Genomic DNA, 22,024 nt, shown 5'->3' with positions numbered 1-22,024 from the left:
ACTAAAGTTTGCTAAGTAAGTATGGCTGTATAATAGACACAAGGAAATTCATGGCATTAAATAAACGAGGAGTTAGTGCCCTACATAAATGTTTTAGAAGAAATCGAATAGGAGAGGTATATTTCTTGGGGAATCATTCATCGAACGATCAAAAAAAGAAAAGCTATATGCTAGTCGTGCTAGCATTGTTAGTCATTATTCTGTCCGGTTCGCGCGTTTTGTGGATGGAGATGTTTCGTGATCAAAAGCATGAGCCCATTAAAAACGGGCAACTCGATTTGCGTTATTGGAATGCGGAAGACGGAAAAGTTGTTTTACTTGATGGGGAATGGGAGTTTTATCCTTCTCAACGACTGATGGATGGCAGGCGGCCGCAACAATTTGGCGAGAGTCAGCCAAAGCTTATTCAGGTTCCGGGAAAATGGAATGAAGCGTTGCATGCCGAGAAGTCAACTCCATACGGATTTGGGTCTTATCGCTTGCGAGTTTATGTAAATCCGGAAAAGGACCTGAATTATAGTATTCGTGTGCCCAGCGTACGCACTTCATCGGAATTGTACGTCAATGGCCGATTGCTTGCAAAATCCGGACGGGTGGCGGAATCGGAAAATGACTCTATGGCGAAGAACCTTCCTTATTCTACCACGTTTACGGCAGACAAAAACGGTGTCATCGAACTCGTGATTCAAGCGGCCAATTATGTGGATAGTCGAAGCAGCGGCATTGTTCGATCCGTTAAATTCGGTTCAGAAGAAGCGATTACGAAGGAAATCAAGGTTTCCATTTCTATGCAGCTTCTGGCATCCGTCCTATTTCTTATGCATTCTGTCTATTCGCTTATTTTATTTTTACTCGGAAATAAGGAAAAGAAGCTGCTTTATTTTTCTTTGCTGACATTTTCGATCCTGCTTACGAGTGTATTAAGCAACGATGAGAAGTTGTTTCATCAAATCGTGTATATCGGCACCGTTTGGGATTTCCGGTTAACTAATGCGGCTTTAATGATTGGAGTTTATGCCCTGCTCGGATGTACGAATCATCGCGAACTTCCTTACTGGAGCAGGATATATCCTGTATATAGGGCAGTGGTTTTGGGGACTGGAGGCATTACGCTGTTTTTAGTTCCTTATCAGGTGACGATGCTTTTCCCCGTTTATTACCTGCTCAGCGGGATTGCGGTAGGGATCACGATGATTACGTTTCTGAAAAAAGTAATCAAGGATGCAAGAGGAAATTTTTTACTGCTTGTTTCATTCCTTGTGCTGATTCATCATTTTATATGGCTGCTGATCTGGCGTGAAGTCGGTTTTAGTCTAGTCTATTATCCGTTCGATTTGATTATTTCGATGGGTTGTATAGCCGCCGTATGGTTTAAAGATTATTTTAACATGCATGCGAACACGAAAGAGCTTGCGACAACCTTGCAAAGGATGAATGACCATAAAGATCAATTTCTGGCCAATACTTCACATGAATTTAAAAATCCGCTTCATAGCATGCTTAACATGTCACAATCCGTTTTAAAACGGGAAGGACATTTGTTGCAGGAAAGGAGTATCAAAGAGCTTGAAACGATTTTATCGGTAGGACGCCGAGTGACATTGACCATCCATGATTTGATTGATGTGATGAGTTTACGGGAGGGCAATCCGCGTATACAGAAAAGAGTCCTGTTTATTCAGCCGATTGTGACCGGCGTGCTTGATATGCTGCAATTAAATGCAGAAGTGAAGGCTCTGCAAATTGTCAATCAAATTCCTGAAGATTTTCCTCCCGTACATGCGGATGAGAACCGGGTGACTCAAATTATGTTCAATCTACTTCATAATGCAGTGAAATATACGAATGACGGGGTCATTTCGATTCGAGCTTATGTGGAAGAGGGACAAGCCTATATCGTTATTGCGGATACCGGGATCGGAATGGATGAGAACATGCTTAAGCGCCTATTCCGTCCGTATGAGCAAGCCAGCACGAATGAGACCATGATTGAAGGCGGCTTCGGGTTAGGTTTGAGTATAAGCAAGCAGCTGGTCGAACTTCAGGGAGGTACGTTAGATGTATCTTCTGTTGCAGGAGAAGGCTCTGAATTTACATTTTCATTAAAGCTGGCGGACTTGGAGGTGGAGGAAGAGAACGATGGGACGAGCTCACTTGAGCCATGGCCAGTACGATCCGTGCCGATTCAAGAAAATCTCGGGATAAACGTGGAAAACGCGGATATCACGCCGGCAGTGAAACCAACCATTTTGTTAGACGTGCATCGCGATCGTCCGCACTTATTAATTGTTGATGATGATCCTATCAACCTTCAAGTGCTTGAAACCATTCTACCGCCGGAAGAATATGAGGTGACGATGGTAACGAGCGGCAAAGAAGCGTTAGCGGTACTGGATACCAAGGAATGGGATCTGATCATTTCTGATATTATGATGCCGCAGATGTCCGGTTATGAGCTGACGCGGATCATTCGGGAGCGATTTACACTCGCAGAACTTCCTATCCTGCTCCTTACCGCAAGAAGTCAACCGCAAGATATTCAGAGCGGATTTTTGGCGGGGGCAAACGACTATGTGACGAAGCCGGTGGAGGCCATAGAAATAAAGTCTCGGATCGAGGCTCTAACCACGATTAAACAAGTCGTTCGTGAACAATTGCAATTAGAAGCCGCATGGCTCCAAGCGCAAATTCAGCCTCATTTTTTATTCAATGCCTTAAATTCCGTCATAGCTTTAAGAGACATCAATTTGGATAAGATGGGCAATCTGCTCCATGAGCTCAGCAATTTTTTGAGAAATAAATTTAAATTCGAAAATCCGAATGGACTTGTTCCGATTGAAGAGGAGCTAAGTCTAGTTCGCTCTTACTTATATATCGAAAAGATCCGTTTCGAAGACAGGCTGCAGATCCATTGGGAGATAGATGACTGTGCGGGGTTAGAAATCCCGTTTCTTACGATCCAGCCTCTCGTTGAAAATGCGATAAGACATGGAGTTATGAATCGCCCCCGCGGAGGGAAGATCGTTATCCGGGTTTCTGTCTATGGCACGCATACAGAGATAACCGTAGAAGACGATGGGATTGGAATGGACAAAGATCAATTACAAAGAATACTGGAAAGAAAAGCGGACAGCAGTTCGGGAGTCGGATTAATTAATACGGACCAGCGATTAAAACGGCACTTTGGAACAGGACTCGACATACATAGTACGGCAGATTCAGGGACAAAGGTAACTTTTCATGTGCGTAACAGGTCAAATAATGAAGATACGATAGACCCGTTAAGCTGAAAAGGGTATCGCAAATAGCAGTAAAGCGGATGAACCGGGTAGGCTGTTGCTTGCCCGGTTATTTTCATGCTCTGCGAACCCAACCGGGCAGCGCCGGAAGAAACAAGCCAAAGGCTGCTATCACACTTCGGTTGCTTCGCCCATTAGTCGGAATTTACGTCATAGAATTGATCCAATAATGAAACAAGTCCTTTGGCCGCAGGAGAAAGATGCTTTTGACGATGATAGACATAACAGATCCCCCTGGTGAAGGTAACCCCTTTTACGGGGATTTTGACGATTAATCCGTGTTTAACTTCTTGTTGAATGGCAAAGTTAGAAACAATCGACACGCCAAGTTCATGAATGACCGCTTGTTTAATTCCTTCCAAGTTGCTGATTTCCAGATAGTTGGGTGGAGTAAACCCTAATTCCTCAAACTTTCCTTCCAAGTAACTTCGGGTGGCCGATTTGTCGGGTTTGATAATGAATGTTTCGTTGGCCAAGTCCTGTAGGGTACAAACCGGCTTTGCGGCCAGCGGGTGCAGAGGATTGACAATGAGGACAAGCTCGTCCTCGTAAAAAGTTTTACGTTCAAAACGGGATTCATCCATGGAAACCCGATCAGAAAGTACAAGAAATTCGACTTTATTAGATTCCAGCATGTGAATAAGATGGCTGGAAGAAGTAATGCTCATGTTGATTTTAATATTTGGATACGTTTTGGAATAATTGCGCAGGATCATGGGGAGCAGATAGACACCCACAAAATTGCTCGCACCGAACGATAATGTTCCATAGGATAAGTCTTCCAACTGCCTGATATGATCTTTGGCTGAATGCAGCAGGTTGATCATTTGCTCCGCATAAGGCTTGAACTCTTCGCCTTGTTTCGTCAGGTAAAGCTTTTTGCCGATCCGGTCAAAAAGTAATACTCCCAACTCCGCCTCCATGCTTTGAATTTGCATGCTTACGGACGGTTGGGAGCAATAGAGCAATTCGGCCGCTTCCGTAAAATTCAAGCACTCGGATAGAGTGAGGAACGTTTGCAGTTTGCTGAAGTTCATGGACAGTTCACCTTTCAAGAAAATTGGTTTATAATGATTTGTTATTGTTTACAAAAGATAATCAAATTGATTGATACAACTATCGTTACTATACTAAACATGCAAACGAAAATAAATACAAGGAAGGGACTCCATGTATGAATGATGGTTGCCAGAGAGGCGGGAATGATATCAAGAAGTGAGGATGACAAGAATAAAACCGGATTGATTCAAGAAAAAATGTTATCTATCATGAAAGCGCTAACATTAGACGGGGAGGACACGAGATGTCTGAGGTCAAAAAGAACTTGGAAAGTGATGTCAAACAGCCGCCGATCAAGAAAAAGAGCAAGATGGAAGAAAGCATGAAGAAGTGGGGGATTCCCCTGGCCCTAACGGTCGTATTGCTGCTTTTCTTTATGCCGGCGCCTGAAGGCATGAGCGCGCAGGCCCAAAGTTCGATCGCCATATTCACCGGAGCGCTCATTCTTTGGATTACCACCCCGATTCCTATTTATTTGACGTCCATTATGGCCATTTTGCTGCTTCCTTTAGTCGGAGCAGTTAAGGATCAATCGGTCGCGTTCGAAACATTAGGGTACGACGTCATCTGGCTGATGGTCTCCGCGTTTATTCTTACCGCTGCTATGATCAAGTCGAATTTGGGCAGAAGATTATCGTTGTGGATGGTCACAAAGTTTGGGAAGACGCCGAAAACGACGTTATTTTTATTGATCGTCATCAATTTTATTCTCGCCTTCTTCGTTCCTTCCACTACGGCCAGAGCTACACTTATGGTGCCGATTTGCTTAATTTTGTTGGAAGTTTACAAAGCGATACCGGGTAAAAGCAACCTTGGAAAGACGATGATGCTTCAAGGGATTCAAGCGGACGCGATTGCGACATCGGGTGTCATGACGGCTACTTCGGGAAACATTATCGCAGTCGGATTCATTAATGATCAGGCAGGGGGCAGCATCGGCTACATGGATTGGCTTCTGGCCTCTATGCCTACTGCGATCGTTACAATGCTCATCACATTCTTCGTCGGATTAAAGCTGTTTTCATTCAAGGATGAAAACAATTTCACAAGCGCAATGGATACACTCAGGGATGAGTTAAAGAAGTTGGGTTCCTTCTCCCTGGATGAAAAGAAGGCTGTGGCAATCTTTATTTTTACTGTCGTTCTATGGGCGACCGGTGACTATCACAAGGGTTGGTTTGGTTTCGAAATCAGTACGGAACAAACGGCCGTGCTCTCTGCGCTCCTGTGTCTCTTGCCCCGAGTCGGTTTGCTGACATGGAAAGAGACCAACATCAAGTGGGAGCTGATGATTTTCGCGGCAGGTGCCTACGCGGTCGGCAATGCGCTGGATAAATCGAAAGGCGCGGAATGGATCATCGGCAAGGTTGTCAACGCTCTGGGGTTAGAGCAGATGAACCATGCTCTGGTTTATATCGTGGTGGTGTTCCTCAGCATGTACAGCCATCTTATCTTTACCAGCAAAACCGTACGAGTGACGATATTGATACCGGCATTCATCGCACTGGCCAAAACGCTCGGACTTGACCCTGTCCCGCTGGCTTTAGCCGCAGCCATGACCATGACGTACACCATTACGCTTCCGCCGCATTCCAAGGTGAATACCATCTATTTCGGCACAGGATATTTTACCGTATTGGATCAAGTGAAATATGCGGTCGTGACATGCTTTATCGGTGCTTGCGTGATCAGCTTGGCCGTATTCACCTGGTTTAAAGTCATCGGAATATAGAACATAAGGAGGCTGCCATGCTGCAGAGAAAAGTTATTTTAGCCATTGCTGACGGGGTAGGGGACCGCCCCCACCCCTTGCTTAATCATGAAACGCCGTTGGAATTCGCGAAGACGCCTCATTTGGACAAGCTGGCTTTGATGGGCATTTCAGGCATGATGGATTTGATCGGTTCGGGCATTCCCGTGGGGACGGATATGGGGCATATGATTTTATTCGGCTATCAGCCGCATCATTATCCCGGACGAGGGCCGATCGAAGCTTTGGGAATCGGAATGGATGTTCAAGAGGGAGATGTCGTGCTTCGGTGCAACTTCGCCACGGTGGACGACAACGGAATCGTTGTCGATCGCAGAGCGGGACGGATACGGCAGGGAACGGATGAAATCGCGGATGCGATCGACGGTTTGGAGCTTGAAGGAGTAAAGGTGCATTTCAAACCGGCAACGGAACATCGGGCTGTACTTATCCTGCGGGGAGCCGGACTGAGCGAAAATATCAGCGATTCGGACCCTAAAGCGCCGAACGACGGATCTCCTTATCAAGAGGTACGGCCGCTGGACGATTCCGAGGAGTCCAAGAGAACGGCATCGATCCTGAGTAAGCTTCTTTCTGAATTTCACGCCATCTTATCGGATCATCCGGTCAATGCAAAACGTATCGAACAGGGCAACCTGCCCGCTAATTTTATTCTTACCAGGGGAGCCGGGAAGATGGCTCGTCTTGAGCCGGTCACGGATGAACTAAACATAAAGGGAAGCTGCATCGCGGGAGAAAGTACGGTTCTCGGCGTTGCACGGCTGGCCGGTTTTAAAGCCATCACGGATAGTACTATGACAGGAAATATCGATACGAATATCGAGCTGAAAGCAAAACTGGCGGTCGAGGAAATCGCCCACAGTGATATGGTTTTGGTACATTTCAAGGCGCCCGACCTGAACGGTCACGATAATGAACCGCTAGAAAAAGCAAAAGCGATCGAGCAGTTTGATAAAATGGTAGGGCTTATCGCACAGGGACTGCCTGATAACACCTATCTCGCACTTGCTGCCGATCACTCAACGCCTTGTGAGGTAGGTGAACACACCGGCGACCCGGTTCCGGTTCTGATCTACGGGCCCAGCGTCCGAAGAGACCGGAATTGGCGGTACAATGAAATTGATTGTGCTTATGGAGGGCTAGGGCACTTAACCGGAAATGAATTTGTCCGAACGCTCCACGGGCTTATGGGCCGAGTGAAAAAGCTGGGGAATTAGCTATTTCGCAAACACAACGCTTAATCTACCTCGTAAAAACCTTAATCGTCATCCAAGAGAGGCCGGGAATTTACCCCGCCTCTCTTGACATGTTACGGCGGAATCCCATGTAAAGACTTAGCTGGAGGTCTCTCTGACATGGACTTACCTAAGTATGTAGCCCTTTTCAACTAACGGGCAGGATAATGTGGAAGAAAATAGAATATTGTTAACTTGAGAGGTTAAAACCTTAGGGGTCAAACAAAACTAACTTGGGGTGGTCATAATAACTAGTGTGAAGGAAGTTCTACTCGATCAGCTGGCTGCTTGTCATGATGATGAAAGTTGGTTTAATTCGTCTAAAACAATTTTAGATGATATATCAGTTGCTGAAGCGATCTGGAAAACAGCAGGTCATCCACATTCCATCTGGGAGATCGCGAACCACCTCATTTTCTGGAACGAGATGTGGCTAACACGTTTTATTAATGATGAAATGTTTGAAATTGAAAATGTAAATAATAAAGAAACATTTGGGTTGGATCACCTAAAGATAAACGAAGAAAGTTGGTGTAAAACCATTCACCGATTAAGTAAGGGCTTTTCCGATTGGCGTGACATTATTGCTAATTGTGAAGTGTCAAAACTAGAAGGCAGAATACCTTCCTACTTCAATGCTCAGTGGTGGAACGTCGTTTCAAATTTGTGTATCCATAATGCGTATCATATCGGACAAATGATGTTTTTGAAAAAGATAGTAAGGCTTAACGAGACGAACGTGCAAGGGTAACTTCGTTCAACTATCGGGAGGGACAGTGAATTTTCACGAATAAGGAACAGAGCTATGATTAAGAATCTATACGAGACTCATTTACAAGTGAAAGATTTGAATGCTTCTATTGAATTTTATAACAAGTTGGGACTGGAACTTTCATTATTAATTGAGGAAAGAGGAATTGCATTTTTTTATATTGGAAAGGAACGTCAATTACTTGGTCTTTGGGAAGGCGGCAGCTATTTATTTTAACGATCCTGATGGTAACGAATTAGAGTTTATTTCGTCGCTGCCGTCTGAACCTAAAAATTTGGGATATGCAGTTTATTTAAGTGAGTGGAACGATATGGTAAAGTCCGAAAAATCACAAAATTAGTAGTAACTGGTTTAGTAATTCATTCAAGTTCCAACCGCCTGAAGGTAACAGATTATTCCGTTAAAGCGAAATGTTGATTGAAAGACTAAAGGCTGCCTTATGGCAGCCTCAAAAAAACTTATTATTGTTGATATTGCTCCTGAACCGCCTTCGGCAACTCTGCGAAGGTAACCTCTTTCCAGTATGTTACGCCCCGAATCAACGTGTGATATAGCTGAACATAAGCTCCTTCTCCCAATTGCTTTCCTGCCGAAAAACCAAGCTTCTTTTCATTCCCTCCCTCATTATAGGAAGTCAGCTCATACTTATAACGCCCATTCTCATCTTGCACACCAAGTCCGGTTATCATCGCATAATAGATTGTTTTTCCCGCAGAAGTCTCAGGATTCAGCTTCTCCGGATTGAAGAAGAACATCCACAAGCATGTTCCAATCACGATCATGAGTCCCAGCACTAGCAACATTTTTTTCATTATAAATTCCTCCTAAGCGCAATCAGGATGTGACGATATCTTTACTCTTCAACCGGCGAATAGACATCGACGCGAAAATGATAATAAAAGCCAAATTAATCATCCAAAATAGAAAGATCTGCATATCAGTCAATTTATCCTGACTCATCACACGCATGCCAATGTTGAGTAATGAGAATGGGAACAATATTCCGAGCTTGGCAATATACATGCCAAGACCAATAAATACCGCACACAGGCTAATGCCGATAGGCGTAGCGAAGCTGCGGATCTGCAGCGAAAGTCTCAATTGAAGAGCGCTAATGGACATACATGCGTACCATCCACATATCGTCCAATCTATCGTCTCTACAGGGAAAGGCCCTGGTAAGGAGAGCAAGGTACCTGCAAGCCAGTAGAGTCCCAAGAACAGCGCTTGCGCGAACAAGATTAAAATGCTAACGACAATCCATTTGGCAAGAAACACACTGGCAACTGATACAGGAGAGGTCATTACCATATTCCAATTTCGGTTTAAATGCTCCAGTCTGCATATGTAGGAACAACAGATGGCAATGAGAATAGGTAGGAAAAACACACCGTAAAACAGACTGACCTGGGTCCACAGGCTATACCAACCATTTTGCAGGGCGCCCTGGTTCAAATAATAATTCGCACATCCAATCAACAGACTTATGATTGGAAGTACAGCGATGACAAGACTGATCCGGGAATGACGCAGTTTGAGCCATTCAGCAGAAATACTTCGTTTCATCAACTTTCCTCCTCAGATTTCCTGCCGGCTTACATGGATGTTCCCGGCGATATAGAACAGGACGGTCATTATCAACGCCCCCACTACAATTCCAAAGCTTAATGGCTGTACTAGATAGGCGCCCGCAGACTCGGAGTATCGATAAGTAACCGGACTGAGATCCAAATAGTAAGACCAGATAAAAATATGTCTAATCGCAGCCGGAAATAATCCGGCGGTCATTCCGATGAAACCGCCTAGCATGCCCATGCACAGCGCAAAAGCCTGATTTTTAATAGCAAAAGAAATCCATTGCTGAAGTGCTGTGACAGCGAGAGTTGTCAGTAGGGTCCCCCCAATGAACCGGAATAGTAGATCAATAGGAAGCGTACCGGGGAAATCCTTTATGACCCCAAACACGATGATGAATAAAGCTTGTACACAGATGCCATACAGGAGCAGAATATTGGTGCTAATATACTTTGCCGCGTAGAGATGCCTGCGTCCCACATTGGTCGCAACAAGCATTTTCCAGGTCGATCCCTTATGCTCCATATCACAAATGCGCGAGACAACAACGGCTGAAATAATCGGCATAAAAAAGCCATTCATGGAGGATATACTAAAAAAAATAGATTCCCAAACGGCGTGATCCGGATTGCTCGCAATGGACCGGCTAATGGACATAAAAGCCCACAGCATCTCCACGACAAGAAATAAGATAATCATAATCCATATTTTTTTGCGACGGATTTTGAAATATTCCAGTCCTAATAACTTGATCACAAGCTCCGCTCCTTTCCTGTCAACTCAAGGAAGATATCCTCCAGACTTTTCTTCTGTTCCTCGATCCGAGTGACAGCGATTTGATGCTCAACAAGCATTTTGTTCATTTCCGCCACATCCGAATCCTGAATATTGCTAAGCTCAAGTCGGCCTCCGCTTTGTGTTGGACGGTATCCTTGCGTGAATAGTAGCTGCTCCGCTTTGGCATTGTCCCCCGTTTTCATAAAAATGGCGTTTCTATTTTTTTGCCGCAGGCTGTCCATACTGCCCTGATACAACAGATTCCCTTCGCTGATAATGCCTACTGAGGTAGCGATCTGTTCGATCTCAGAGAGAAGGTGGCTGGAGAGCAATATCGTTATTCCATAGCGTTCGGGTAACAATTTGATAAGCTCCCGAATTTCACCAATGCCTGCGGGATCAAGACCGTTCGTCGGTTCATCGAGGATCAACAGCTTGGGGAAGGCCAGCAGGGCCATTGCGATTCCCAGCCGTTGCTTCATTCCTAGCGAATATTGTTCAGCTTTTTTGTTCTTCTGATTTTCTAGCCGTACAATACGAAGCGCCTCATCTACGTTTTTATCTGGCACGTTCCGCAGGCGCTGCATGACCTTCATATTCTCAAGCCCAGTCAAATGTCCGTAGTAGGAGGGAGATTCAATTAGTGATCCGGTACGTTGCAGTATGGATGGTCGATGTTTGCTCAGGCTTTCCCCGAAAATGTTAATTGTCCCTTCAGTAGGCTTAATGAGTCCGAGCAGCATTTTTAGCGTAGTCGTTTTCCCCGCTCCGTTTGGGCCCAGAAACCCATAGATTTCTCCCTCCTGTACATGTAAATCAACTTTATTCACACTGTGAATTGCCCCATACGTTTTGGACAGATTTTGCGTTTGCACAATTGCTAATGCGCTCATAGAAAGTCAGCTCCATTCAAGTCTTTTAAATATTTCCCTCTCTTTTAACAGTAAGGAATCCACCTTTCCTTAATCTTTAGAAGACCTTACGCCAACCTTAAATAGAATCTGAAAAACACAGCTATTCCCTCTGTTCATGTATAATAAATTCAGGTGGTGCAGCATGGAGAATTTAAAAGACAAAAAAATATTAATTGTAGATGATGAAACGGATATCAGAATTATGATAGAAAGATTTTTAAGAAAAGAGGGATTTTTCCGCATTTTCACAGCAGCCGACTGTGCTTCAGCTCTATCGATCTGCCACACAGGCAAGCCGGATATCGCGATTCTCGATGTCATGCTGCCTGATGGCGATGGATTCTCGCTTCTGTCTTCCATCAGACAGTTCTCGGAAACTCCTATTCTTTTTCTCTCCGCACGGGGTGAGGATGAAGACCGATTGCTTGGGCTAGGTTTGGGGGCAGATGATTACATTGTGAAGCCGTTTCTACCGCGGGAGCTGGTATTACGGCTTATGGCAATACTAAAGCGGGTCTACTCCTCTCCCGTGGTGGAGCGCTTGTCTGCTTTTCGATTGGGAGAACAAATCATTGATCTGGATAGCGCTGTTGTGCACAGGAATCATAAAGAGCTGCCATTGACGGCAAAGGAACATGCGATTCTTGTAAAGTTGTACGAAAACCAGAATCGCATTGTCACAAGTGACGCCTTATGTCAGGCCGTTTGGGGAGATGACAGCTACGGATACGAAAATACATTAATGGTCCATATCAGGCGGGTACGTGAAAAAATCGAGCTCGATCCCTCCAAACCGATTCATCTTCTCACCGTCAGAGGACTGGGATATAAGTTGCTGGTGAAGGAGATACGTTAGTGGAAGGAATTATTCGCATATTACGCCGGTTTGTCGCCACGACCATTTTTATCTCGATATTTCTGCTTATTTTTAATTTCGTACTCTTGGGCACGCTGGTGTTCTCAGAAAATTACCAGCACCCGTCCCCAGAAGGCATGGTTAAGCAAGTGGCCAAAAGTTTGGAGAAGCAGGACGACAGCTTTCAACTGGACGAGCAGGCTACCGAGCTTCTGAAGCAGAATCATGCCTGGGCCATGCTGCTCGGTGAAAAAGGTCATGTGAGATGGGACTACCATCTACCTCATGATGTTCCTAAATCCTACAATCTAGTCGATGTAGCCAAGTTCTCGCGGTATTACCTTATGGATTATCCGGTTTATACGTCGGAACATAAGGATGGTCTGATGGTGGTAGGGTATCCCAAGGAAAGCCACTGGAAATATCAATTGGATTTTCTTACAGAGTGGATAAGTTCGTTGCCTCTGCGGATTGTACTATTGCTACTCTGTAATTTAGCGTTGGCTCTGCTGATATCTGTTGTCATTGGCACGCGTCTCATAAGAAAGATACGCCCTCTGGTGGATGGCGTTCACAATCTAGCCAGGGAGCAAGAATCGGTTCAGTTGGATGCCAAAGGTATATTCGGTGATTTAGCCCAGAGCATTAATTCCGCGTCAGCTATACTTCAGAGCAAGACAGCCGCGCTGCAAGCTCGGGATGAAGCACGCTCCAACTGGATTGCCGGGATTTCTCATGATATTCGGACACCTCTCTCGCTCGTGCTCGGTTATGCAAGTGAAATGGAGGATCATTCAGACTTGCCAAAGGAGCAGCGGCATCAGGCCGGTATTATCCGGCGGCAAGGCGAGAAACTTCGTTCACTTGTAAGTGACCTGAATCTGGTCTCCATGCTCGAGTATGAAATGCAGCCTTTGCATTTGAAGCCCATCCGACTATCGGTTTTGGCAAGACAGGTTGTCACGGAATTTTTGAATAACGGATTGGATGACCGCTATGTGATTGAATTGAAACTGACCGATGAAGCGGTTCAGATCCATGGGGACGAGAAATTGCTTCTTCGGGCAATCAGTAATCTTGTCCAGAACAGCGTGCTTCATAACTCGCAGGGCTGCAAAATCATCATAGAAGCTTCTTTATCCAATGACCGATCCCATTATCTCTTTATCGTAAGAGATAGTGGACGAGGAATCCTACAGGAGCAATTGGCGGAGATTACCGAATTGCACTACTCAACGAGGAGAAAGCGGCCTGATCAGCAAGGTCACGGCCTGGGGCTTCCGATGGTGGCAAGGATTGCGAAGGCGCATCATGGCCGCCTCATTCTTACAAGTGGCGTAGACCAAAGAGGCCTAAGAGCGGTACTGGAATTCCCTGTACAGTCACCGAATGAAAAAGTAGACAATGAGGAAATTTGATTTTACATGTGGTTTTGGTGCGAAGCGGTAGGCAAGTCTAATCTATGAAATAACACTTGTAGAATTTGACTAAGTTCATGTGAGAAAACCCGGGGGGAAAACATTCTTGATCAACAGAAAATAGCTAGCGACATAAGCTTGTTTATGCGTCGTTTATTCAGCTAACGGGGAACGATAGTTATACATAAAGAGTTCCACATATTAGTCATGTACAATATGTAGAATTCTTTATTTTATCTGACCTGGAACGGGAACAAGTACCTCACGGTATACTGTTTTTGCTGTGAAGGAGGAGAGCATTATGCTTTATATCTTTAGCGGGTTGCCGGGCACCGGAAAGTCCACGCTATCATCCGCTCTGGCTGGAGAGTTACAGGCAGCGTATCTGCGAGTCGACGTCGTGGAGCAGGCTATGCGGGATGCCGGAACTTGGGTGGATGGACCTGCGGGTTACCTCGTCTGTTATGCGATTGCATCGCAGAATCTCCGGTTGGGCCTTGACGTCATAGCGGACACAGTCAATCCTATCGAAGAAACGCGTCAAGCTTGGCGCAACGTGGCAGAATCTCTTGAAACTCCGTTTGTGGAAATCGAAGTGATCTGCTCTGACGATCGTGAACACAGGCATCGAGTCGAAACGCGCGCAGCCGATATACCTGGTCTGGTTCTACCTACTTGGGAGAAGGTAAGGAACCGGCAGTATGATGCTTGGGACCGAGATCACATCGTCATCGACACAGCTCATCAAACTGCGGCCGAAAGCTTGATGACGTTGCGTGCACTGTTGGATCGGGAACGCAGAGTGTGTTCTAATGACTTTACTTATTTAAAATAGGTATTTCTCCAAGCAGTTTCCTCTATAGATTTGGTGCTGTTCATTAACTCTTGGGTATCAGCCGTTTTAATACCTAGTCGTTGAATGGTTTCTGTATCCAGATCTGTTTGTACATTTATACCCGCAATAAACACATTATCAGGGTTTAGAGGAATTTTTACATGTTTGGCGAACTCTTCATCACCTTCTCCCAACAAGTTCCCGAGAGGTAAGGTATGCCCATAATCATACCCGACAATTCTGCCTAAATCGCTGTGAGCATCCATCCAAACCAAACCTAATTTCCCCTTATATCGTTCGTTTAAATAGGCGAAAGGGGCTTGTTCGACTAAGCAGTCACCACCAAACATGACAATACGATCGGGTTTATAAGCATCAATGATATGATGAGCAGCCTCTAATTGCTCAAGCAGTTGTTGTCTTCCATACGTACCGTTCTCGTTTTCAAGCGGAATTCCGTCATAAGCCTGGACGGGGACATGAATAAGGGGCTGATCATCATTGTCAGGAGCTAGCCAAGCAAGGAGTTCGGCTCCAAAAGAGTAGTTAGGATTGTCTCCCCCTTGCCATTGCGGCATCAGCAGGCGTATGGTTTGTTTAGTCATTTTTTTCTCTCCTTTATTTAAAGTAAAGCCTGTATAAAATGTGGACCCGCAAAAAAAAACAGTACGCACTTCATTGATAGGTACTTCCAGAAAGGATAGTGTAAGCATGAAAACCGTGACAGTGCGATGAGTCCGCGGGATCCGGAAGGCAGGCTGGTCGAACTCCGGGAGAAATAACGAGTTTGGTTGGACAGGATGAATAGCGCCATGGAATAGACCGAAACAAACCTTCACCTGCTGAAGCTTGACGTAATCAAGCATTATAGTTATTATAGACTTGTTAAGTCTGTGTTTGAGGTGATTATGAATGAAGTACTCTAAGGCTACCGATTATGCCCTTCATACGATGCTCTTTCTTACTGCGGCGACTCCCCAAAAACCAATTGGTGTACAGCAGTTGGCGGAGCGGCAAAGTGTGTCTCCAACCTATTTGTCCAAAATACTGACCAAGTTGGTGAAGGCGGGCATGATTGAATCGATAACGGGAGTGAATGGCGGCTATCGACTCAAACGTAATTGGGAAAATATTTCGTTCCTGGATATCATTCATGCGATTGAAGGCTCGGCCTCCTTGTTCGATTGCAGTTTCGAACACGGACCCGGTTGTCCGATTCAAAAGGTGGTATTATCGGCAGAAGAGAAGATGGAAGAACAGTTGAGAAATCAGAAAATGTCTGATCTTGTGCGGGAATTGAATATAGTCATCTAAACATTTCTTTTTTTGAGTTAATTAAAGATATTATTTATCTTTTATATCGTTAATATTGTTTTATAATGGCTAGGATTGATTCGAGAAGGGGGGTGAATGGCGCGGCTATCGGCTCAAATGAAATGAGGGAAATAGGATAACCCTGATAATTGGAAAAGAGAGGAGACTATGAATATGAAAGCCATTGCGCTTGGACAATACGAGGACGCGAAATATCATCCTTTCACGTATATTGATCACGAATTACAAGCCATATTTGAACAGGCTATGGACGTTGAATGTACGGATAATTATGCGGTGCTTCAGGAGGATAAGCTGGAGGGCTATGATCTGTTCATATCGTACACGGACTTTTCGGATCTGGAGATCCCCGAAGATCAGGTACAAGCGCTCCTATCCTATGTGAAAAACGGCGGGGGTCTGCTAGCTATTCACAACGGCATCTCTCTGCAGCAAAGCGAAGAGCTTGAAAAGTTAATCGGCGGAAGGGTTACGGGACATCCGGAATATACGTCACTGCCAATTCGATATAATCATGGGAGTCACCCGATTGTGGAGAATTTAAGCGATTTTGAGATAGATGAAGAACCTTTCCGGTTCGAGCTGAGTCCGCATGACTCGGCGGTTATACTTGCCGAATATGTCCATGATGGCCAGCGGTGGCCTGCAGCGTGGGCACATACCTATGGCTCTGGACGCGTGGTATATCTGATGCCGGGGCATCATCTTCCATCTTTCCGGGTAGAATCCGTACGTAAGCTGATTCGAAACAGCGGAATGTGGGCTGCCCGTGGGTTCGTAGAGTAATTAACCAGGGGGAGAAATCCCCCGTTTAACCCCTATTATCAAAAGGAGACCGAGAAGATGGACGTACTCAAAAACCAGTATGAATTGATCCAACGCACAAGGGAATCCTTGTTTCGTTATTGCGAAACCATTTCCCCTACAGATTATGTTAAAGAAGTTGAAACCTTAGGCGGAGATTCTATTCGCAGTCTGCATGCTCATGTAGCCGATTGTTATCGGGTATGGTTGGGGAGTCGCGCTCTAGGTAAATCCCTTCCCAAAATAAAACCGGAATCCGTCGACAATGTACAGGAAATGCGTGAAGTTTTTAAGAAAACGGATGCTCTGGTTCATGAATTTCTGAGTGATTTTAAAAACAAATGGGACCCTACCGTTCAAGCCTCCTGGCAGAGTGACAGCGTAGAGTTGACGGAATTGTGGCTATTTACGCACACCATCACCCACGAATTTCATCATAGAGGACAAATGTTAAAAATGGGCAGGCAGCTCGGGTATATCCCGCCGAAAATGAACCTCGCTAAATCTAAGTGATTTCATTAAACCGGGAACTGAATGTAGATACATAACGCTTTTTTTAAAAGCAATTAAAGATATCTAGTGCCTTTAAAGTCTTAAATATCAGATTTTAACCGGGAGAGTGGAGAGTATGCAAGCAGTGGCGACAGAAGCACAGCATAGTGCGGTGCAAAAGTAAAAAGTTATTCCGATCCTGGTTTCCTTACTGTTAAGCGGATTTATTGGGATGTTTAACGAGACGGATTTAAATGTAGCGCTCAGCGATTTAATCAACCTGTTTCATATCACCGCCGCAACGGCCCAATGGCTGACGACCGGTTACTTACTGACCCTGGGCATATTGGTCCCGGTATCGGGGTTGTTTCTTCAATGGTTTTCAACCAGGCAATTGTTCACGGCTTCGCTCCTGTTGTCTTTACTCGGCACAGCGGTGGCGACGGTTGCCCCTGGATTTGAGCTGCTCATGCTTGCCCGGGTTATTCAAGCCGCAGGCGTAGCGCTCATACTGCCGCTGATGTTTCACACCGTGCTGGTCATTGTTCCACGCTTGGCTTCGGCGGAATTGTATTTGCCTTGAGCAGCGCCGGAGAAGGAGAAGGGGGACTTGGGTCGCCCAAGGTCTTGATTCCGCTTATTGTCGGCATATTGGCCCTTGTGATATTTGCGGTGCGGCAATTGCGAATGAAACAGCCCATCATGGATTTGAAGGCATTCAAACAGCCCATGTTCACGGTTGGCACGGTCATGCTTATGATTGCCGTAATGGTGATGATGGCAGCTATGCTTATGCTGCCCCTGTATTTGATTAGAGGCCTCGGTCTAAACGCTTTTTCGACCGGACTAGTTTTGCTGCCCGGCGGGATTGTGAACGCGGTCATGCAACCGATTATGGGCAGATTATTCGATAAATTCGGGCCAAGATGGGTCGTTCCCGCAGGAATGGCCTTGGTATCCGTCGTGCTCTGGTTTCTCTCCGGAATTACGACAACGGCGACCATCCCCCAAATCATTGCGCTGCATACTTTCTTGATGATCGGGATTTCCATGGTCTGGATGCCTTCGCAGGCGAATGGTCTGAACCAGCTGCCTCCTTCACTTTACCCGCACGGCAGCGCAATTATGAATACGGTCCAGCAGGTGGCGGGTGCGATTGGCACAGCGGTTGCGGTAAGTATCATGTCTGTGGGCATGAGCAGCTTTCTGAAGCAAACGGAAGACCAGTCGGACCCGGCCAACATGACGCTGGCTTTGACAGCGGGCATACAAAATGTTTTCGAAATTGCGATTGTCGTTGCGATTATAGGTTTCGTCTTCTCTCTTTTCATGAAACGTGTTCACATACCGGAGCAGAAATAACGACAGCTAACGGCAAAGGTTTACGCGGCGAAAATTGCTGCGGACCGTTGCCGCGATACCAAGGTTTGCGTCAATTGACTTCCGCTATCCAAGGGCTTCGTTTTAAGCCTTTATTAGGAGAAAAAAGGGGGATAACTACGATGAGAAATGAACTCTTTGATTCGGCGGTATGGGAAAAAGCCTGGAAGGAAGATCCGTATACGGGAGTAAACAAGATGAAGAGAGCCGGCATCGATCCGGCGCATTCACTTGATTCAGCAGCCGAGTCGTTCAATAAAGAGGTGTTCAGCGAAGAAGGCAGGCGAAGGGCCAAACGGATTATGAACTGGCTGGAGGAACAGGGCGTTGAATTTTCGGGATCTACTGTTCTGGATATAGGTGCGGCGTCGGGTGGCTTTTCCGTACCTTTCGCGGAGCGGGGAGCGGATGTTACGGCAGTTGAAACTTCCCGTCCACTGATCGAGCTCCTGGAGCAAAATAGTTCGGGCTTGACGAAGGGAACAGTCAAGGTCGTGCACGAACCTTTCGAAAACATCGATCTTGAGGCAAGGGGTTGGGAGCGGGCGTTTGATCTCGTCTTTGTTTCCATGTGCCCGGTTCTGATCGATTGGGCCAGTGTGGAGAAGGTGCTGAACTGCGCGAAAGCGTTCTGCTACATGAGTTTGTCGGTAGGTTCCAGGAAGCACAGCCTGGTCGATGAGGTATGGCCGCTTGTCACGGATCGCCCCCGAGAGACCGAGCATTTGGAGATGATTTACCTGACCCAATTACTGCTGCTGAAGGGATACTCGTATCAATCGTTGGTAACCGAAGAAATGAAAACAACGACAGTCTCAAAGGAGACGGCATTCAAGGATACGATCAAGTGGTTGAAAATGTACGGTATCGAGACGGACGAGAGGGTTCGTCATATTGTCTCCCGTCATTTGGACACGCGCTATCCCGGCGAACAAGTGGAAATCCGGCAAGGCGGCCGGTTCGGCAAAGTGCTTGTTCGTCTGCAAAATCTGCATATGTACGACAGAGAAGACCGGATCTAGCCTGCGGTCGCCATAAATACCGAATAGCATACTAACGAGGAGGACTAAACAATCATGAACAAAGTGGATGTAGCGATTATCGGGGGAGGTCCCGCAGGTTTGAGCGCCGGACTTATGCTGGGACGCGCAAGGAAGCAGACGATCGTCATTGACGAGGGACGTCCCCGCAATAAGGTGACCCGGGAGGCGCACGGGTTTTTGACGCGGGACGGAATCAGCCCGCGTGAATTCCGTCGTATTGCGCAGGAGCAGCTGCGCGTCTATCCATCGGTTTCCCTGGCGGAAGATACCGTTGTGTCTATTTCGGGCGAGGACGGATCCTTCTTGCTGGAGACGGCCGCAGGGATGAAGATCGCCAGCAAAAAGCTGCTGTTTGCCGCAGGCATGAAGGATCGCAAGCTCGAGATTCCGGGATTGGCCGAGGTCTACGGAAGGAGTGCATTTGTTTGCCCGTATTGCGATGGTTGGGAATTAAGGGATGAGCCGCTGGTTGTCATTAGCAGAGGAGCGGCACTCATGCATTTCGCTCCCTTATTGTCGGGGTGGACGAAGCGGTTTGTCGTCTGTACGAATGGCCCCGATGAATTGAGCGAGTCTGAACGCGATGAATTGCGGGATCATGGTATTCCGCTATTCGATACGCCGATTCGTGCCATTTTATCCAGCGAGGGTATGGTGAACCATGTTACGCTCGAGGATGGAATAGAAATTCCATGCACGGGAATCTTCTTCAAATCGGAGCTGGTTCCGGGAACGGAATTGCCACTGTCCCTTGGCTGCCGCACAACGGATACGGGGATGATTGAAGTCGACGAATTCGGAAAATCCAGCGTCCCTGGCGTTTACGCGGCGGGTGACGCGTCTTCACTCATGCATCAATCCATCGCGGCAGCCGCATCGGGGGCTGCAGCAGGGGCAGCAATCAACGGAGAATTAAATCAGGAAGCTTGGCGGAAACGCAATAAATGAATGATCCAATCGTCGGCTGGCAGCTCTGGATTTTGTCCGGAGCTGCTGTTTTTTTGGAGGCCCCAATGTGCCCACCGTTGACGAATCTAGGAATCTGCTGTATTTTCATAGAATGTTACATATCATATGTGGACATCCGTTTCCGGGGTACGCTGTAAACAGGAGGAGTTGTTATGCTATCTAACCGGGGCACCCAAATCGGTCCGCCGCGTTTCGGCGTTGCCGTGCATGCTTTGATTCTGCTTGCCCAATGCGAAGGAATGCTGTCCAGCGCGGCCATAGCCGGCTGTGTACAATCGCATGCGACCTTCCTCCGCAGAGTATTGGCGCAGCTCACTCACACCGGTATTGTCGAAGCGAGAGAAGGGCGTGGCGGAGGCTACTATTTGAAGCGCCGGCCGGATCAAATTACGCTGGCAGATATATATATGGCTGTCAAATCGGATTGCTGTGAACAGGGGGTTGAACACGATTGCGCCACCGGTCTGCAAATCGATGCGAAGCTCGAAGCGATTATGGGAGAAGTCCAGAAGCAGACTGTCGAACTGCTCAAGCAGCATACGTTAGCCGAATTGATGCAAGGTTAAATTCCGGATTGCAATGTGAGCCGGAACGTTATATACTGTAATAAAATGGATTGCAGTTGATCGTTCGGCTGCATTTTTATTTAAAATATACTGTGCCTAACTTAGGCGCAGTAATTATTGAGGAGGAGAGAATGATGTCCGTTACACAACCATCTCTAACCGTGGAGCAGCAGCAGTTTTTCGATGTTATTAAGGATCGCCGGTCCGTCCGCAGCTATGATCCCGAAGTCAAGATTTCGCGGGAGGAAATGAACGAAATCTTGCAGCAAGCGACGCTGGCTCCTTCAAGCGCCAATTTGCAGCCGTGGAGGTTCCTCGTTATCGACTCGCCGGAGCTGAAGCAAAAGCTTTTTCCGATCGCGTATAATCAGCAGCAAGTGCTCGAGGCATCGGCCGTCATTGCCGTGTTAGGAGATTTGGAGAGCAGTAAATTGGCTGAAAAAATTTACGGCATGGCAGTTGATGCGGGTCACATGCCTGCAGAGACGGCTAAATCGTTCGTTGAACGCTACCAAGGAATCTTCGCGAGCATGCCTCCGGAGACTGTTCGCCGAATCGTTTCCATTGACGGTGGATTGATATCCATGCAGCTCATGCTTGTAGCTCGCGCCAAAGGTTACGATACGGTTCCGATGGCCGGCTATGACGAGGCCAAGTTTGTGGAAGCCTTCCATATTTCAGAAAGATACGCTCCCGTTATGCTTATCGCCATCGGGAAGGCGGCGAAGCCGGGACATCCGACGTTAAGATTGCCGATTGAGGATGTCACTTTCTACAACGAAATGCCCCAGGCATAACCATATTCAGTACGAAATGACGCCGGAGGAGCCGATGGGATCCCGGTGTCTTTTTTGTTTTGCCGGCGGCTTTAAAGGACAGCGGTTTAAGGGTTCAAGAGCAAACGAGGGGTCTGGAGCCGTGTTG

At 46.5% G+C, this 22,024-nt stretch carries 19 protein-coding genes and 3 pseudogenes; 16 read left to right on the top strand and 6 right to left on the bottom strand.

The genetic code is table 11. From position 1 onward, the window contains the following. The first annotated feature begins 125 nt into the window (after nucleotides 1-125). Complete coding sequence (locus tag KVT34_RS10835) at nucleotides 126-3,290, top strand: hybrid sensor histidine kinase/response regulator (RefSeq protein ID WP_254634771.1); 3,165 nt, start codon at nucleotides 126-128, stop codon at nucleotides 3,288-3,290. Nucleotides 3,291-3,433: 143 nt separating this feature from the next. Here the strand turns inward: KVT34_RS10835 and KVT34_RS10830 are convergent, their stop codons facing one another. Continuing rightward, complete coding sequence (locus tag KVT34_RS10830) at nucleotides 3,434-4,336, bottom strand: LysR family transcriptional regulator (RefSeq protein WP_217558625.1); 903 nt, start codon at nucleotides 4,334-4,336, stop codon at nucleotides 3,434-3,436. A gap of 266 nt (nucleotides 4,337-4,602) precedes the next feature. Here KVT34_RS10830 and KVT34_RS10825 point away from each other — a divergent pair, with 266 nt between their 5' ends. The 4 genes and pseudogenes from KVT34_RS10825 (at nucleotide 4,603) to KVT34_RS10810 (ending at nucleotide 8,476) form a co-directional block, all read left to right on the top strand. Continuing rightward, on the top strand, nucleotides 4,603-6,090 hold the full coding sequence (locus KVT34_RS10825) for an SLC13 family permease (RefSeq protein ID WP_217558624.1): 1,488 nt from the start codon (nucleotides 4,603-4,605) through the stop codon (nucleotides 6,088-6,090). A 17-nt stretch (nucleotides 6,091-6,107) separates the two neighbouring features. Continuing rightward, nucleotides 6,108-7,346 carry a 2,3-bisphosphoglycerate-independent phosphoglycerate mutase gene (locus KVT34_RS10820; RefSeq protein ID WP_217558623.1) on the top strand — a complete coding sequence of 413 codons (1,239 nt, stop codon included), beginning with the start codon at nucleotides 6,108-6,110 and terminating at the stop codon, nucleotides 7,344-7,346. 274 nt (nucleotides 7,347-7,620) lie between these two features. Then, nucleotides 7,621-8,115: a DinB family protein gene (locus KVT34_RS10815; protein WP_217558622.1), complete on the top strand. Its 495-nt coding sequence runs from the start codon at nucleotides 7,621-7,623 to the stop codon at nucleotides 8,113-8,115. A gap of 54 nt (nucleotides 8,116-8,169) precedes the next feature. Beyond that, nucleotides 8,170-8,476: pseudogene (locus tag KVT34_RS10810) on the top strand (VOC family protein). A 121-nt stretch (nucleotides 8,477-8,597) separates the two neighbouring features. Here the strand turns inward: KVT34_RS10810 and KVT34_RS10805 are convergent. Genes KVT34_RS10805 through KVT34_RS10790 form a run of 4 tightly spaced genes read right to left on the bottom strand, consistent with a single transcriptional unit; the run spans nucleotide 8,598 to nucleotide 11,381 of the window. Beyond that, a complete protein-coding gene (locus KVT34_RS10805) occupies nucleotides 8,598-8,948 on the bottom strand; it encodes a YxeA family protein (protein ID WP_217558621.1) in 351 nt (116 codons plus the stop codon). 22 nt (nucleotides 8,949-8,970) lie between these two features. Beyond that, nucleotides 8,971-9,702 carry an ABC transporter permease gene (locus KVT34_RS10800; RefSeq protein WP_217558619.1) on the bottom strand — a complete coding sequence of 244 codons (732 nt, stop codon included), beginning with the start codon at nucleotides 9,700-9,702 and terminating at the stop codon, nucleotides 8,971-8,973. A 12-nt stretch (nucleotides 9,703-9,714) separates the two neighbouring features. Then, complete coding sequence (locus KVT34_RS10795; RefSeq protein ID WP_217558618.1) at nucleotides 9,715-10,467, bottom strand: ABC transporter permease; 753 nt, start codon at nucleotides 10,465-10,467, stop codon at nucleotides 9,715-9,717. Continuing rightward, nucleotides 10,464-11,381, bottom strand: a complete 918-nt coding sequence (locus KVT34_RS10790; protein ID WP_217558617.1) for an ABC transporter ATP-binding protein — start codon at nucleotides 11,379-11,381, stop codon at nucleotides 10,464-10,466. The genes KVT34_RS10795 and KVT34_RS10790 overlap by 4 nt, the downstream gene beginning before the upstream one ends. 163 nt (nucleotides 11,382-11,544) lie before the next feature. Between KVT34_RS10790 and KVT34_RS10785 the strand changes: the two genes are divergently transcribed. The 3 genes from KVT34_RS10785 (at nucleotide 11,545) to KVT34_RS10775 (ending at nucleotide 14,511) form a co-directional block, all read left to right on the top strand. Further along, nucleotides 11,545-12,258 (top strand): response regulator transcription factor, encoded by a 714-nt coding sequence (locus KVT34_RS10785; RefSeq protein WP_217558616.1) that lies wholly within the window; start codon nucleotides 11,545-11,547, stop codon nucleotides 12,256-12,258. Further along, the gene (locus tag KVT34_RS10780) at nucleotides 12,258-13,676 is read left to right on the top strand and encodes a sensor histidine kinase (RefSeq protein WP_217558615.1); all 1,419 of its coding nucleotides are present in this window, start codon (nucleotides 12,258-12,260) and stop codon (nucleotides 13,674-13,676) included. The genes KVT34_RS10785 and KVT34_RS10780 overlap by 1 nt, the downstream gene beginning before the upstream one ends. A 301-nt stretch (nucleotides 13,677-13,977) precedes the next feature. Then, a complete protein-coding gene (locus tag KVT34_RS10775; RefSeq protein WP_217558614.1) occupies nucleotides 13,978-14,511 on the top strand; it encodes a P-loop nucleotide/nucleoside kinase family protein in 534 nt (177 codons plus the stop codon). A 17-nt stretch (nucleotides 14,512-14,528) separates the two neighbouring features. On the opposite strand, the pseudogene KVT34_RS10770 reads toward KVT34_RS10775, so the two are convergent. Beyond that, nucleotides 14,529-15,116, bottom strand: a pseudogene (locus KVT34_RS10770) (arginase family protein); the annotation flags it as partial. A 307-nt stretch (nucleotides 15,117-15,423) separates the two neighbouring features. Between KVT34_RS10770 and KVT34_RS10765 the strand changes: the two are divergent. The 8 genes and pseudogenes from KVT34_RS10765 to KVT34_RS10730 all read left to right on the top strand — a co-directional run bounded on the left by KVT34_RS10765 (nucleotide 15,424) and on the right by KVT34_RS10730 (nucleotide 21,897). Continuing rightward, nucleotides 15,424-15,825, top strand: a complete 402-nt coding sequence (locus KVT34_RS10765) for an Rrf2 family transcriptional regulator (RefSeq protein ID WP_217558613.1) — start codon at nucleotides 15,424-15,426, stop codon at nucleotides 15,823-15,825. Between the two features lie 174 nt (nucleotides 15,826-15,999). Then, nucleotides 16,000-16,632 carry a ThuA domain-containing protein gene (locus KVT34_RS10760; RefSeq protein ID WP_217558612.1) on the top strand — a complete coding sequence of 211 codons (633 nt, stop codon included), beginning with the start codon at nucleotides 16,000-16,002 and terminating at the stop codon, nucleotides 16,630-16,632. Nucleotides 16,633-16,689: 57 nt separating this feature from the next. Further along, entirely contained in the window at nucleotides 16,690-17,163 is a 474-nt protein-coding gene (locus KVT34_RS10755) for a DinB family protein (protein ID WP_217558611.1), read from the top strand. Nucleotides 17,164-17,332: 169 nt separating this feature from the next. Then, nucleotides 17,333-18,504, top strand: a pseudogene (locus KVT34_RS10750) (MFS transporter). A 140-nt stretch (nucleotides 18,505-18,644) separates the two neighbouring features. After that, nucleotides 18,645-19,544, top strand: coding sequence for a class I SAM-dependent methyltransferase (locus KVT34_RS10745; RefSeq protein WP_217558610.1), 900 nt, complete (start codon nucleotides 18,645-18,647; stop codon nucleotides 19,542-19,544). A 54-nt stretch (nucleotides 19,545-19,598) separates the two neighbouring features. Beyond that, nucleotides 19,599-20,513, top strand: a complete 915-nt coding sequence (locus KVT34_RS10740) for an NAD(P)/FAD-dependent oxidoreductase (RefSeq protein WP_217558609.1) — start codon at nucleotides 19,599-19,601, stop codon at nucleotides 20,511-20,513. A 173-nt stretch (nucleotides 20,514-20,686) separates the two neighbouring features. Beyond that, entirely contained in the window at nucleotides 20,687-21,100 is a 414-nt protein-coding gene (locus KVT34_RS10735) for an RrF2 family transcriptional regulator (protein ID WP_217558608.1), read from the top strand. 134 nt (nucleotides 21,101-21,234) lie between these two features. Beyond that, complete coding sequence (locus KVT34_RS10730; protein WP_217559266.1) at nucleotides 21,235-21,897, top strand: nitroreductase family protein; 663 nt, start codon at nucleotides 21,235-21,237, stop codon at nucleotides 21,895-21,897. The last annotated feature ends 127 nt before the right edge of the window (nucleotides 21,898-22,024 follow it).

Source organism: Paenibacillus sp. GbtcB18 (genome assembly GCF_019091125.1).
GTDB classification, from domain to species: Bacteria; Bacillota; Bacilli; order Paenibacillales; family NBRC-103111; genus Paenibacillus_F; species Paenibacillus_F chitinolyticus.
This window is presented reverse-complemented; position numbering and strand designations above follow the sequence as displayed.